Source organism: Arthrobacter sp. B2a2-09, from assembly GCF_027587375.1.
Taxonomy (GTDB): Bacteria; Actinomycetota; Actinomycetes; order Actinomycetales; family Micrococcaceae; genus Arthrobacter.
Genome location: NZ_JAMXIC010000003.1, coordinates 259,686 through 273,444 on the forward strand (window position 1 = coordinate 259,686; position 13,759 = coordinate 273,444).

Consider the following 13,759-nt stretch of genomic DNA (forward strand, 5'->3'; position numbering starts at 1 on the left):
CTGCCGGCCAAATCCTCGCTCACAAGACGTGAGCGAGCCTTGGCGAAATGGCCGTCAGACGTGAGCGAGCGTTGTCGAAAAGACCGCCATAAGTGAGCGAGCGTTGGCCAAAAGACCGCCATACGTGAGCGAGCGTTGGGGAAAAGACCGCTATAAGTGAGCGAGCGTTGGTCCGGGCTTAAATGACGGCGCCCGTCGCCTTCACATGGAAGGCAACGGGCGCCGTCGAAAGTGCCTGCCGGATTAGCTGAGGTTGCCAGCGACCGCGAAGGTCTCGGCCAAACCCTCAACGAGGTCCACGATCGCCGCGTCGGCAATCAAATCCGGATCCACGAGGCCGAGCAGAGCCTCAAGCCGGGCACGGCCCGGGAGGAGGTTCGCGGCGGCGATCTCTGCCGCCTGCGGGTCCTGGAGGCCTGTTGCCGTGGCAGTGTAGGCAGCCCAGGCCGCGATCATCCGCGCAGCGGCTTGGCCGCTGCGGCCAGCGGCGCGCTCGGCGCGGAGCACCGGCAGAGCCCGCATGCGCAGCTTCGTACTGCCGTCCATGGCTATCTGGGCCAGATGGTGAGCGATCCGGGAGTTCCCGAAGCGTTCCAGTAGGGCAGCCCGGTACTCAGGGATGCGCAAGTCCTCACCGTGCAGGCTGGAGGCGGCCTCATCCCAAAAGTCCTCCACGGCCCGTCGGCAAAAATCGTCGGCGAGGGCTTCGGCCACGGTCTTGTGGCCGCGCAGCTGGCCCGCATAGGCGAGGAGCGAGTGTGCGCCGTTGAGGAGCCACAGCTTGCGGTTCTCATACGGCTCGATTTGGTCCACGAAGACGGCGCCCGCGTCTTCCCAGTGCGGGCGTCCCGCGGGGAAGTCCCCGCTGAGGACCCAGTTGTGGAAGGGCTCGGCGACCACGGGTGACTCGTCGCGGTAACCGCAGGCGGCAGCGACGGCGTCGATATCGGCGTCAGTAGTGCGCGGCGTAATGCGGTCGACGGAAGTGCTGACAAAACTGACGTTGACGTCAATCCAGGCGGCGAGCCCGGCATCGAAGGCCTTGGCCATCCCCATCACGGCGCTTCTGGCAACGGTCCCGTTGTTGGAGAGGTTGTCGCAGCAGACGACGGCGAGTGGGCCGGCGTCGGCGTCGCGGCGGGCGGAGAGACCCAGCACCAGGCGGCCCAGCGGCGTCGTCGGCTTTCCGGAAGAACCGTCAGCGAGCACGGCGAGGTCCGCGACGACGTCCGGCGCCTGGCTGTCCAACTTGCCGTCGACCCCGAGCCGGTAGGCGGCCTCGGTGATGGTGAGCGTGATGAGCGAAGTCAGCGGCGCGGCGACAAGCTCGACAAAACGCTCGACGTCGGCACCGTCAACAGCCTCGACAATGCTGCCGATGACTTCGAAGGAATCACCGGCGTCCGAACGCTCCACCACGGTATACAGGCCGTCCTGGGCGGCCAGGACCTCTGCTGCATCAGGGCGGCGGCCGGTGAAGGAGGCGATTCCCCACTCCGCCGCGTCGCCTGCATGCTGGGTGTACCAAGCCTGGTGGGATCGGTGGAAGGCGCCCAGTCCCATGTGCACAATGCGCACCGGGGCTTTGCCGATGGGCCTGATGGCACGGCTCAAGCGGGGAAGGTCCGCGGGTTGCTCGGGTTCGTTGGTCACAGCTTGAAAACCCTTCGTGGTGAGGAGTCGACGACGTCGACGATGATTTCGTGGGCGCGGTCTTCGCTGACACGATGCTCGGCAACGAGGCGGGCGAGGAAGGATGCTTCGATCCGGCGGGAGGCATCGTGCCGGGCCGGGATGGAGCAGAATGCGCGGGTGTCGTCGATGAAGCCCGAGGACCGCGAGAAGCCGGTGGTCTCGGTGACGGCGGAACGGAAGCGGAGCATGGCATCCGGTGCATCGAGGAACCACCACGGCGCGCCGAGGTACACGGACGGGTAAAACCCTGCCAGCGGCGCCAGTTCGCGGGAGAACACCGTCTCGTCCAAGGTGAACAGCACCAGGTGGAAGTCCTTGGCCGTGCCGAAATCCTGAAGCAAGGGCCGGATCGCTTCGGTGTAGTTGGTGGCGAACGGGATGTCGTGGCCGGTGTCCGCGCCGTAGGCGTCGAAGGTGGGCTGGTGGTGGTTACGGAAGGAACCCGGGTGGATGGTCATGACCAGGCCGTCTTCAACGGACATCCTGGCCATCTGGTACATCATGTGGGCTTCGAAGGTGTTGCGGTCCACGGCCGTGGCCTTGCCTGCGCGCGCAAGCTTAAAGATCCGCTCGGCTTCGGCCCGGTCCAGCTTGAGCGTTGCCGGGGTGAGGACGCCGTGGTCCGCGGAGACCGCGCCGTGGTCCACGAAATAACGACGCCGGTTTTCCAGGGCCTTGATGTAGCCGGTGTAGCCGGTAGCGCCGTCGCCGGCGGAATCGACAAGCCGCTCGACGTTGGCACCCCAGGCCGGGTGCGCGATGTTCAGGTACGCATCCGGACGGAAGGTCGGCAGCACGCGGCCGTTGAAGGAGGGGTCCTCGGCGATGGCCTTGTGGCTGGCGAGGCTGTCCAGGGGATCGTCCGTTGTGGCAAGGACTTCGATGTTGAAGTCCTTGAAGAGCTGGCGGGGACGGAAGTCGGGCTCGACGAGCTTGGCGGCAATGGCATCGTAGCTGGCGTCGGCGGATATCTCGCCAAGGTCCGCGCCCAGCTTGAACACGCTGTCGAATTGCGTGCGCAGCCAGTACCCGGAGGCAGTGCCTTCGAAGAGGGGCCAGGCCTGGACGAAAGTCCGCCAGATCTCCCGCGATTCGGAGGGGTTGGCGCCTCCCGCGAGCAGCTTGTCCATAGGGACTCCGCTGGCGTGGATCAGTCGGGTGACGTAGTGGTCCGGGCTGACCAGGAGCGCGGCCGGATCAGGGAACGGGGTGTTGTGCTCGATGACGGCGGCGTCAACGTGGCCGTGCGGGGAGATGATGGGCAGGTCCTGGACGCGCTCCAGCAGGGAGCGCGCAATGCTGCGCGTCCCGGGATCCGCGGGCAGGAGCCGGTCAGGATTGGCTGCGATCGACTGTGACATAGCTCAATTTTCAGTCGGAAGAGTCAAACTGTCAACCGGTTGCCAACTATTGCCATCTCGTTGCAACGTCCTCGCGGATCGACACGAAACTAGGCGATCAGCCGTCCGCTGGAGCCGCGCACCACGAGCTCCGTGTCTACGCGAACTGCTCCCGCGGGCCCATCGTGGCCGAGCAACATGTCCAGCAGCAGGGCTGCGGCGCGGGAACCGCACTCCCCCAACGGCGACCTCACGGTGGTGAGCGCCGGCGTCGTGAAGTCTGCCCCGAAGATATCGTCGAAACCCACGATGCTGATCTGGTCCGGAACGTGCATGCCGGCGGCCTGAAGCTCCTGCATGAGGCCTATGGCGAGGAGATCGTTGTAGGTGATCACCGCCGTCGCACCGCTCGCCAGGACGTCGCGCGCTACTTGGCGGCCGCCGTCGACGGTTGGCTTGGACGATTCCAAGCGAACCGCCCCCAACTTGTACCAATCGCAGGCAGCTTGGACGCCTTCCCAGCGGCGGCGCGACATCCAGGACTGCGGCGGCCCCGCAACATAAGCGAGCTCCTGGTGGCCGTTGGCGGCAAGGCTCCGGACGGCCTGGCTGATCCCCTTGTTGACGTCGGGGACCACGCATGGCACTCCCTCTATTTCGCGATTGATCACGACCACCGGTTTGTCCGCAGCCAAGGCCCGGATCTCTTCGTCGTCCATGCGCGGGCTCGCCAGAATGAGGCCGTCCACGGTACTCAACATCCTGCGGGCCGCAATGAGTTCGGTTTCAGGCGACTCCGCAGACTCGGCGAGCACCAGGGTGTAGTCCCGGGCGGATCCCGTGGTTTCCGCACCGCGGATGATGTCGAAGAACGTCGGGTTGGTGATATCCGCGACGATGAGTCCGATCGTCTGGGTGCGGCCGGTGGGAAGTGCCCGGGCGAAGGGATTCACCCGGTAGTTCAGCTGCTCGGCGGCATCCTCGATGATCTTCTGGGTCTTGGCACTGACCCGCCCCGGCTTGCTCAGCGCGCGCGAGACCGTAGACGGATTGACTCCCGCGAGCTTTGCGATGTCGTAGATGGTCGGCGAGGATCTCTCCCCGCGTCCGCGTTTGGCGGGGAGAGTTACTGCTCCGGAATTCGTCGCTTCAGTCACGGCTCCATCGTAATCTGGCATGGCAACAAAAAGCAGGACGGTTGCCGTGCCATTCGGCCGGCGACCGCCCTGCTTAATGCCCTGCTAGATGCCCCGCTTGAGTGCCTGCTGACTAAGAGCGTTCGGCGAACTTGCCTTCTTCGCTGATGCGCTTATTGAGCTCGCGCATGTACTCCTCCTCGTCAAAGTCCAGGGAGACTTCCCTGCCGGTCCAACTGGACAGGTGGATGGCGTTGGCCAAGCGGACGCCTTTGATGCCGTCCGAGCCGGGTGCCAACAACGGAGTGCCGTCCAGGATGTTGGCCGCGAAGTTCTCCAGGACGCCGGCGTGCTGTCCGCCCCAGGCCGACTCGAACTCGATGACCTCGGTGGTGTAGTAGTCCTCAGACTTCAACTCGCCCATGAAGAGCTTGCGGACATCATCCATGTCCATGCCGTCGCTGAGTTCACGCTCGGGCTTGACCAGGCGGGTGACTGTGGCGGTCTTGCTGTTTTCCACCACGATCTTGCCCTGATCGCCCAGGATCTCGAAGCGGTCCGTGCCCACGAGGTCGTGCGTGGCCGTGACGAAGACGCCCGTGGCGCCGTTGCCGTAATCCACGACGGCGGTGACCTCGTCCTCCACGGCGATGTCCCGCCGGAATCCGTACGCCACCTTGGAGTAGACCGACTTCGGCACGCCGCAGATCCACTGCCACAGGTCGAGCTGGTGGGGTGCCTGGTTGACCAGGACGCCGCCGCCTTCGCCGCCCCACGTGGCACGCCATTCGCTGGAGTTGTAGTAGCCCTGAGGACGCCACCAGTTGGTGATGATCCAGTTGGTGCGGCGGATGCTGCCGATCTCGCCGTTGTCGACGATCTCCTTGAGCCTCTTGTAGAGCGGGTTGTTGCGCTGGTTGAACATGATGCCGAAGGAAAGTTCAGGCTTGGAGGCTGCGAACTCATTCAGCTCCTTGACCTGCTTGGTGTAGACACCGGCAGGCTTCTCCACGAGGGCGTGGATGTTGCGCTTGAGCGATTCGATACCCATTTCCGGGTGCAGGTAGTGGGGCACGCACGTGACGATCGCGTCGACGTCGCCGCCTTCAAGCATGGCGATGTAGTCGTCGTAGAAAGGCGCATCAGGGTACAGGGAGGCTGCCAGTTCCTTTTTTGCGGGGTCGGTGTCGCATATGGCGCCAATTACCATGTTCGGGACCATTCCGTCCGTGATGAACTTGGCGTACGTGCCGCCCTGCTGGCCCAGGCCGATGATGCCAAGGCGTACTTTCTTGCTCATGAGTGGATCTCCGTTGTAGTGGGGTTAGAAGAGGTCGGCGTGGCCCATGGCCACCAGGTTGTCGTAGGAGGTCTGCAGCGCTTCCCACACGGTGCGGCCGTAGAGCTCGTCTTGCTCCACGAGCAAGTACTCCGCGCCGGCAGCCTGGGCAGCGGGAATGATGGACGGGAAGTCAAGGTTGCCTTCACCCACTTCGGCGAACTGGACCACGTTCTTGAACTCGGCCATGAAGCCCATGAAGTCCCCCGTTTCCAGGAGCCCGAAGGCCTGCTCCGGCAACTCGCCGATCCGGTAGTCCTTCAGGTGCACCATGGCAGTGCGTCCGGCGTACTTGGCCAGGGTCCGGACAGGGTCCAGGCCGCCGCGCTGCACCCAGTGCACGTCGATCTCCATGCCCATGGCCGGAGAGTTTTCGGCAATGATGTCCAGCATGTACTTGCCGTCGAACTTCGCGAACTCGATGTGGTGGTTGTGGTAATACAAGCCGATGCCATGTTCCCGGAGACTTTCGGCGTATTCGTTGGCTTGCTTCGCGAAGTCCACTACGGCGTCGATCGACTTCATTGCCGGAAACGGCATCATGCCGATCCGCAGGAGGTGGGTGTCCAGTCGCTTTGCGTCGTCAACGATCTTGTCGAAGTGGTCCTTGAGCGAGTCGCCCGGCATGCCCTTGGGCGTCTCCATTGCGACCGAAAGCGCCGCGATGTCCATGCCCAGTTCGCTGCGGGAGCGGTCCAATTCCGCGACGTTTTCGGGTGTCATCGGGATCTGGGAAATCTCGACGGCGTTGTACCCGATTGCGCTGACCTTGCGGAGCGTCTCAAACGCCCCGACTTCGGCAAAACTGCCCTTCAGCATCATTGCCTGTACGCCAATTTTGGCCACTTTGTCCTCCGTTAGTTCCGGGCCCTCATGGGCCGCGTGGTTAGCCCACCTGCCCGGAAATCTCCGGGTAGCTCTGGGCATAGATGTCTTTGACGATCCTGAGTGACTTTTCGGCTTCCGCGGGGCTGATCCAGAACGGAGCCGGATCCCCGAGCTTGGCGTAGAAGTCCTTGATCAGGAGTTCGTGGGATACGCCCCAATACGCGCGCCCACCCGATTCCAAGGCGCGTTCCGGGATGGTTTCCACGGTGCCGTCGGCGTAGCTGACAATAAGGTCGCCCCGGAGGCTGAGGGTGGCCTTTTCGGTCACGATGTCCAGCGTCACCGGCGCGTTGGTGGCGTTCGCCAGGGTGGCATAGAAGACGCTCGTCGCACCATTGGCGTGCCCGGCGATGAATTCCGCCGTATCCTCCACCTCGATCACGCCGCCCAGGGAGCGCGTGGAGGCGTGGCCCTCCACCTTGGTCACGTCGCCCACCAACCACTGGAGCAGGTCCACCGTGTGGATGGCCTGGTTCATCATGAGGCCTCCGCCCCCTTCAGCCCAGGTGCCGCGCCACGGCCTGTCGCGGTAGTACTCGGCCGTCCGGTGCCACATCACGGTTGCCGAGGCGCCCAGAACCTGACCCAGCCCGCCGTCGTCGAGCAGTCTCCGCATGGCCTGCGACGTCGCGTTGTAGCGGTTCTGGAAACATACGGCGATCTTCGCCGTGCTCCGTTCGGCCGCCTCGACCAGCCGGCGACCCTCTTCAAGGGTGTGGGCGAGCGGCTTCTCGACAATCACGTTGACGCCGCGCTCAAGGCAGTCCGCAGCCAGCGAAGCATGCAGGTGGTGCGGAGTGCAAATATGCACGACGTCGGGCCTCACCGCCTCGAGCATCTCCAGGTAGTCTGCGTACCCTGCAACGCCGTATGCGGCCGTTGCCGTCTGGAGGCGTCCGGCGTCGGTGTCGCAGACTGCCACGAGTTCAACATCGTCCATTTTGGCGATCGCGCCGAAGTGCACACTCGATACATCGCCGCAACCGATGACTGCTGCTGTAGGCATTCTTCTCCCTCGAAAGATGTTTTCCTTTGAACCTACAGGCCCTCAGGCGAGGGCAACACCGTTCTTGGCTGCGAGCGCCGCAAAGGCGCGCGCCGCCGAGCCGAAGGCGACAGGTCCGGAGAATCCGCCCAGCTCGTGGGTGCTTGCAAGGTGCGGTTCCAGCGAAGCGAAGCCGGCAAAGCCGTCAGCCTTGAGCGCGGCGATGGTGGCGTCCAGTTCGCCGTCGCCTTCACCGGCAGGCACTACTTCACCTGTGCCTGAGACTGCATCCTTGATCTGGAAGTACTCCAGGTAGGGACGCAGCACTGCGTAAGCCTCCGCGTAGGGCTTGACGCCAACCTGGACAAAGTTGGCGCTGTCCCAGGCAACGCGCAGGGCGGGCGAATCGACGGTCTCCATGATGTCCAAGACGCGCTCGGGTGTGTCGCCGTAGATGCCCTTTTCGTTTTCATGCAGGAGGACGACGCCGGACGCGGCCGCCTCGTTCGTGAGGGCGGTCATGCGCTCCATGACTGAGTCGCGGATGTCTTCCTGGCTCTGCCCTTCAGCCCGGTAAAAGGAGAAGATGCGGATGTACTTGGTGTCGAGGCCCTTGGCCACCGAAATGATCTGCCGCAGCCGGTCGAGCTCATGTTCCACGGGCACGCTGACGTCAATCTTGCCGATGGGGCTCGCGACCGCCGAAACCTTCAGGCCCTTCTCGTCCAGGATGGCTTTGAGCCGCTCGACAGCTTCCGGCTCGAGTTCGGAGACATTGGTGCCCCACGCGCTGCGCACCTCGATATGGCTGGCACCGAGGGCCAGCAGGACGGCGGCCTGAACCGCGGGATCGGGATCTACTTCGTCGCCGAAACCGGACAGGCTCCACACGGCATTGGTTTCAGTCACGGAAATCTCCTTTGGATCCGTTCGCCCGCATGGCGGCAAATAGCGCCAAGTACGTAATTCACGGGCATGCGTTCGCCCTCGAGTCTAGCCACCTCGGCATTGATTGACAACCGATTGCCAAATATTGGCAACTTGCAGTGGCCGCCAAGCAAACTAAGAATCGGGTCGAATGGTATGTTTCGCGGGAGCGGTGTCCGTATCCTCTCAAACACGGACAGGGGGCCTCTCATGACTGATCAAATAACGCACAGCTCCACAAAGCTTTGGACTCGCGACTTCAGCACGCTGTGGTGGAGCGAAGCGGTGTCGTTCTTCGGAAGCCAACTCACCCTGTTCGCGATTCCCATCGTGGCGCTCCAGATCCTCGGCTCTTCCGCCTCGGACGTCGCGTGGATCAACGCGGCAGCAGGACTGGGAACCGTGGTCTTTCTCGGGCTTCTGGGGCCATGGACTGACAAGGTGCGCAGGACGCGGTTCATGTCCCTGATGTCGGGGCTTCGAGCATTGGTTCTCGGTGCGATGGCGGTCCTGTTCCTCACGGGAAACCTGTCACTGTTAGCCCTCGTGATTGCGGCTTTCGTGGTGTCGGGGCTGACCGGGCTCTACGACAGCGCGTTTGCAGCCCTACTCCCGAACGTCGCCCACCGTTCCAAGCTGACGACGGCCAACACCTGGGTCGCCGGAGTCCGATCCGCTGGCGACATTGGAGCCGGAGCGACTGCCGGAATACTCCTGCAGCTGCTCTCACCTGTGGCCCTCTTTGTTTCAGATGCGATCACGTACCTGTTGTCAGCCCTGGCGATTGGCCGGATGCGGGAAGATCGGCAGGCGCCGCCGGAGACATTCACTTTCAGGGATTATTTCCTGTCGCTGGGTTCAGGATTCGCGATTCTCGTCCGGGATCGCGTGATGTGGCCAGTCACCTTGTCGATTGCCCATTTCAACCTATTCACCACGGCGATCCAGTCGGTTTATGTCACTCATGCACTGCGGACTGGATCCATGACGCCGGCCGAGATCGGAATCGCCGGAGCTGTCGGCGGAATCATCGGCCTGCTCTCCATGCTGCTCGCCCCCTGGGTCTGGGACAGGTTTCGGCCTGTCCGGGCTCTGGTGGCAACCTTCATGTTCCCTGCTCTTGCCGGGCTCGGCATGCTCTTACTCACTCCTGGACAAGCCGTCGCGAACGTACTTCTCCTCGGGCTTTCGCTCGGTTTCTGGGCGTCTTGCGTGATGGTCAACATCACCGGAACCGAAACACTCAAACAGCTTCTTATTCCGCAGGAAGCCCTCGGGAGATTCTCTTCCGCCAGCAGGGTCCTCACGTGGGGCATCGACCCGGTAGGCGCAGCTCTGGCCGGAGTTCTGGCCCTGTTCCTTCCGACCGGCGCCGTACTCGCCGTCGCTACCTTCGGCGTCGTGACTTCAGCATGCTGGATTGTCGCCTCCATAGCCGTTCGAGCCTTGCCGCTGCTGTCCGAGATCGAACAGCGCCCCGAATGAGCCGTCGGCAGGCCAGCGCGCCCTCCGTCTGGGCGGGGAAGTCCGGCTGCGATTCGCTATGGCACAGAGGCGCACGTACTGCCAAGATGGGCTCCATGGACCCTCTGGACATGGCGACGCCCCCTCTGACCGAACCGGTTGTGCTGGTTGTCATGGGCGTTTCCGGCTCCGGCAAGTCCACAGTTGCCGCCCTCCTTGCGGGGCGGCTTGGCTGGTCCTTCGAAGAAGGTGATGCCTTGCATCCCCAAACAAACATCGACAAGATGGCAGCGGGACATCCGCTCACGGATGAGGACAGATATCCCTGGCTGGAGAGGGTTGCCGAGTGGGTCGACCGGAGGCTGGATCATGGGGAAAACGGCGTCATTACTTGTTCGGCACTCAAACGGTCTTACCGAAACATCATTAATCGCCGGGGTTCAGGTGTCGTCTTCGTTTTTCTGCACGGGACGCCCGAGGCTATCAGCGCACGGCTGGCCGAACGCCACGGCCATTTCATGCCCGCCAGTATGTTGGGGAGCCAGTTCGCAGACCTTGAGGAGCTGTCCCCGGGTGAACCCGGAATCCGGATCGACGTTGGTCCGGGTCCAGGGTTGATTGCCCAGCAAATCATGGACAAGTTCGGCCTGCGGCCGAGCGGAACAGGACGAGAACCATGAACGGAATCTCCATCCTCAGCAGGCCCTTCGCCGGGGTCGCCACCGACGCCACCACAGACGCGATGAATCAGCCATGGAACGGCCATGACACCCAAGTGCTTGTCGTGGCGGCCATCGGTATCGCGATCGTCGTCTTGCTGATCGTCTGGGCAAAGATGCATGCTTTCCTGTCACTCAGCATCGGCGCCCTCTTCGTCGGCATTGCGTCCGGCATCGCCTTGGACAAGGTGACCACCTCCTACGAAAATGGCGTCGGCGGCGTACTGGGCTACGTCGGTGTCCTCATCGCATTGGGAGCCATGCTTGGCAAGCTGTTGGCTGATTCCGGCGGTGCGGACAAGATCGTGGACACACTTCTCCATGGCCGGCCTGCAACGCTGCCTTGGAAGATGGCGCTGATCGCAGGCATCATCGGCATCCCCATGTTTTTCGAGATCGGGCTCGTGCTACTCATACCCGTCGTGATGCTGGCCGTGCACCGTTCCAAGGGTCCGGCGATGCGGCTTGGTATTCCGGCCCTGGCGGGCCTGTCCGTGCTCCACGGGTTCATCCCTCCGCACCCCGGTCCGCTGGCGGCAATCGGCATCCTACACGCCAATGTCGGCGTGACTCTTGCCTTTGGCCTGCTTATAGCCATTCCCACTGTCATCATTGCCGGTCCGTTGTTTGGCCGCCTCGCCGCTCGAATGGTGCCGATCGGCGCCGCTGGCGCTGGCTTGGCAGTCACCGTCGGAGCTGGCGCGAACTCCCAGCCAGCCGGCTCCAAAGGCCCTGGTGCAAAAGCCGCCAGTTCGCGCGGCGACGCGCCCGTAGGTAAGGCACAGGATCCGCAAGCCACGCGCAGCCCGTCTTTTGCCTGGACCCTGGTGACCCTGCTGTCGCCGTTGGTGCTCATGCTGATAAAAGCCGGGGCAGACATCTGGATGGACAAAAGCGCCGCGCTGCGCCCCTTGCTGGACTTCATCGGTGATCCGGTCTTTGCGCTGCTCGTAGCGGTGCTTCTGGCTATGGTGACTTTCGGTACAAGGGTGGGCTTCTCCGCCTCCACCCTGACGAAGAAGATCGGCGAGAGCCTGTTGCCGATTGTCGGGGTCATGCTCATCGTCGGCGCGGGCGGCGGCTTCAAGCAGGTGCTCGTCGACGGCGGCACCGGAACCGCGATCGCCAAGATCGCGGTAGCCGCCAGCCTGTCGGCCCTCGTGCTGGGGTGGATCATCGCGGTGCTGATTCGTCTCGCCACCGGCTCGGCGACCGTTGCTACGGTGACAGCGGCCGGGATCATCGCCCCTCTGGCAACCGGCCTGGCGCCGGCTCAATTAGCCCTAGTTGTACTCGCCATCGGGGCCGGATCGCTATTCTTCTCCCATGTGAACGATGCCGGCTTCTGGCTGGTCAAGGAATACTTCGGACTGACGGTCGGGCAAACGATCAAGACCTGGTCGGTCATGGAAACCATAATTTCCGTCGTGGGATTCGGATTCACACTGCTGCTATCCGTTTTCGTGTAGTCAAGGCACCTTTAAGACGAAGCCGGGATCCACCGCCGTGAGCGACACGACGGGGCGAATTTCGTTTCTTGCATGGAAAATGCCACTTTTATCCTGTAGTACTAAGTGGACTTATCAATCGCGAGCGTCCCATCCCGGCTCTCACATATTTTGGGGAATAGTTTGAAAACCATTCGATCTCTTGGCCGTTCGACTCAGGTGGGCTTGGCCGCTACGCTGCTTCTGCTGATTTTGACCTTTACAACAGGCGCCCCCGCCGTATGGGTCCTGTTCCTCTTCCTTTTCCTCCTCGTCACGACCCTGTACACAATGGTCACTGGACGGCGGTCCTGGGCCCACCTCCCGAGCCGCAAGATAGGCCTCGCGGCATTTGCGGGAAGCCTGGTTATTGGTTTCGTCGCTATGGGCGGAGCCGTCGCTGCCACCCCTATTGCGCCGGCTTCGCATGTGCAGCCTTCCCTCCCAAGCCAACCCTCCACCGCGTTGGCAAGTTCCGGCCCTTCGCCTTCAGCTACTTACACGTCGACTCCGAGTGTTGCACCCAGCGCTTCGCCCGCCCCGACGCCGACGCCCACTCCGACGCAGCTCGTCTCGGTCGAGCCAACTACAGCCGCGGTCATACCCGCAGCGCCTGCGGTACCTGCCGCACCCGCACCCCCGGTGGTAGCACCAGCGGCCCCCGTGGCACCGCCGGCGCCCATACCCGCCGTGCCCGCAGCACCGCCGGCTCCGGCCCCGGCTCCGGCTCCGGCAACAAACGTCGTGCAAGGCGTAATCCCTGGCGCCTTCTGCCCCAATGCGGACGTAGGAATGCAAGGGGTCTCGGCCGCCGGCAACATCTACGTCTGCGGCGGCAAAGGCCCAGACAGGAATGGCCACTACCACTGGAACTCATAAGGGGATTCGGTGCCCGGGAGGATCAGGCCAGTCACCGTGAATAGCAGAGCTCGAATCGCGGTGTGGCTCTTTCCATCCCGGTCGGCCCCGACCACCACTAGAGGGCGGCACGCGCCTCGTCGGCGTTCAAAAGCTTTCCACCAAGCCCGCCATTCTGGTGAAGGTCGCCTCGCATCAGCTCGAGCCTGCCGGCCGCCTCGATTCCGCCGGCTTTGACCGGATCAAAGCCAGCAGCAGTAATGAGCCTCTCCACCGTTTCGGCCGCTGCGTCGTCGTCGGTTGCGTAAAACAGGACTGCCCGCCCGGAGGGCCGGTTGGCTGCCGAGCCCAGCGCATCGGCACCCAACGAGCCGAAAGCCTTCACGAAGTGCACACCTGCAGGGAGCAGATTTGCGACGATCGAGGCTGCTGATTCGCCCTCCGCAAGCGTATTGGTATATCCGCCGCGGCCATCAGGCCCGATCGGGTTGGTCGGGTCGATTACCACCTTGCCGACCAGTTTCTGTGACAAGTCGGAGATGAGTTCCTTCTCAGTGTCCAGCCACACGGCCATCAGGACAGCGTCAGCCTGTGATACGGCATCGGCAACGCTTGCCGAGCTCGCGAGCGGACCCAGCTCAGCGGCCAACGATGCAGCACCGGATTGATCGCGGGCGGCCAAGACGACCGGCTCGCCGCCCTGAACAAGATTGCGGGCGACCCGGGACCCGATGTTACCGATTCCAATGATTGCAGTTGTCACGTCAACCTCCAGATTATGGTGATAGAAAGTTTGGCCCAATGGTTCATTTGTGGAGAGACTGGGTCACTTTAGGTGAGACGGGACATCACCCAGCGCACTTTCGGCAAAGTGCCCTGTCCTGATGGTAAGGCCTTCTACTAATGGCCAACATAGGGTGT

The 13,759-nt window shown here is 63.1% G+C and carries 12 protein-coding genes; 3 read left to right on the forward strand and 9 right to left on the reverse strand.

Annotation, left to right across the window (positions count from 1 at the left end):
* Positions 1 to 243: 243 nt before the first annotated feature.
* The 7 genes from NFJ07_RS05225 to NFJ07_RS05255 all read right to left on the reverse strand — a co-directional run bounded on the left by NFJ07_RS05225 (position 244) and on the right by NFJ07_RS05255 (position 8,292).
* Complete coding sequence (locus NFJ07_RS05225; protein ID WP_269993095.1) at positions 244 to 1,563, reverse strand: mannitol dehydrogenase family protein; 1,320 nt, start codon at positions 1,561 to 1,563, stop codon at positions 244 to 246.
* A gap of 86 nt (positions 1,564 to 1,649) precedes the next feature.
* Complete coding sequence (uxaC, locus tag NFJ07_RS05230; RefSeq protein ID WP_269992985.1) at positions 1,650 to 3,056, reverse strand: glucuronate isomerase; 1,407 nt, start codon at positions 3,054 to 3,056, stop codon at positions 1,650 to 1,652.
* Positions 3,057 to 3,145: 89 nt separating this feature from the next.
* Positions 3,146 to 4,192, reverse strand: a complete 1,047-nt coding sequence (locus tag NFJ07_RS05235) for a LacI family DNA-binding transcriptional regulator (RefSeq protein ID WP_269992987.1) — start codon at positions 4,190 to 4,192, stop codon at positions 3,146 to 3,148.
* Between the two features lie 112 nt (positions 4,193 to 4,304).
* Positions 4,305 to 5,471 carry a Gfo/Idh/MocA family protein gene (locus tag NFJ07_RS05240; RefSeq protein WP_269992989.1) on the reverse strand — a complete coding sequence of 389 codons (1,167 nt, stop codon included), beginning with the start codon at positions 5,469 to 5,471 and terminating at the stop codon, positions 4,305 to 4,307.
* Between the two features lie 24 nt (positions 5,472 to 5,495).
* The gene (locus NFJ07_RS05245; RefSeq protein WP_269992990.1) at positions 5,496 to 6,356 is read right to left on the reverse strand and encodes a sugar phosphate isomerase/epimerase family protein; all 861 of its coding nucleotides are present in this window, start codon (positions 6,354 to 6,356) and stop codon (positions 5,496 to 5,498) included.
* 40 nt (positions 6,357 to 6,396) lie between these two features.
* The gene (locus NFJ07_RS05250) at positions 6,397 to 7,404 is read right to left on the reverse strand and encodes a Gfo/Idh/MocA family protein (RefSeq protein WP_269992991.1); all 1,008 of its coding nucleotides are present in this window, start codon (positions 7,402 to 7,404) and stop codon (positions 6,397 to 6,399) included.
* A 42-nt stretch (positions 7,405 to 7,446) separates the two neighbouring features.
* Complete coding sequence (locus NFJ07_RS05255; protein ID WP_269992992.1) at positions 7,447 to 8,292, reverse strand: sugar phosphate isomerase/epimerase family protein; 846 nt, start codon at positions 8,290 to 8,292, stop codon at positions 7,447 to 7,449.
* Between the two features lie 228 nt (positions 8,293 to 8,520).
* On the opposite strand from NFJ07_RS05255, the gene NFJ07_RS05260 reads away from it, so the two are divergent.
* The 3 genes from NFJ07_RS05260 to NFJ07_RS05270 all read left to right on the forward strand — a co-directional run bounded on the left by NFJ07_RS05260 (position 8,521) and on the right by NFJ07_RS05270 (position 11,962).
* The gene (locus tag NFJ07_RS05260; protein ID WP_269992993.1) at positions 8,521 to 9,795 is read left to right on the forward strand and encodes an MFS transporter; all 1,275 of its coding nucleotides are present in this window, start codon (positions 8,521 to 8,523) and stop codon (positions 9,793 to 9,795) included.
* A gap of 110 nt (positions 9,796 to 9,905) precedes the next feature.
* The gene (locus tag NFJ07_RS05265; protein ID WP_269992994.1) at positions 9,906 to 10,454 is read left to right on the forward strand and encodes a gluconokinase; all 549 of its coding nucleotides are present in this window, start codon (positions 9,906 to 9,908) and stop codon (positions 10,452 to 10,454) included.
* Positions 10,451 to 11,962, forward strand: coding sequence for a GntT/GntP/DsdX family permease (locus tag NFJ07_RS05270; protein WP_442865292.1), 1,512 nt, complete (start codon positions 10,451 to 10,453; stop codon positions 11,960 to 11,962). The genes NFJ07_RS05265 and NFJ07_RS05270 overlap by 4 nt, the downstream gene beginning before the upstream one ends.
* 515 nt (positions 11,963 to 12,477) lie before the next feature.
* Here NFJ07_RS05270 and NFJ07_RS05275 read toward each other — a convergent pair.
* Together NFJ07_RS05275 and NFJ07_RS05280 are read right to left on the reverse strand one after the other, a co-directional pair.
* Positions 12,478 to 12,759, reverse strand: coding sequence for a hypothetical protein (locus NFJ07_RS05275; protein ID WP_269992995.1), 282 nt, complete (start codon positions 12,757 to 12,759; stop codon positions 12,478 to 12,480).
* 197 nt (positions 12,760 to 12,956) lie between these two features.
* Entirely contained in the window at positions 12,957 to 13,601 is a 645-nt protein-coding gene (locus tag NFJ07_RS05280; protein ID WP_269992997.1) for an NADPH-dependent F420 reductase, read from the reverse strand.
* Between the last annotated feature and the right edge of the window lie 158 nt (positions 13,602 to 13,759).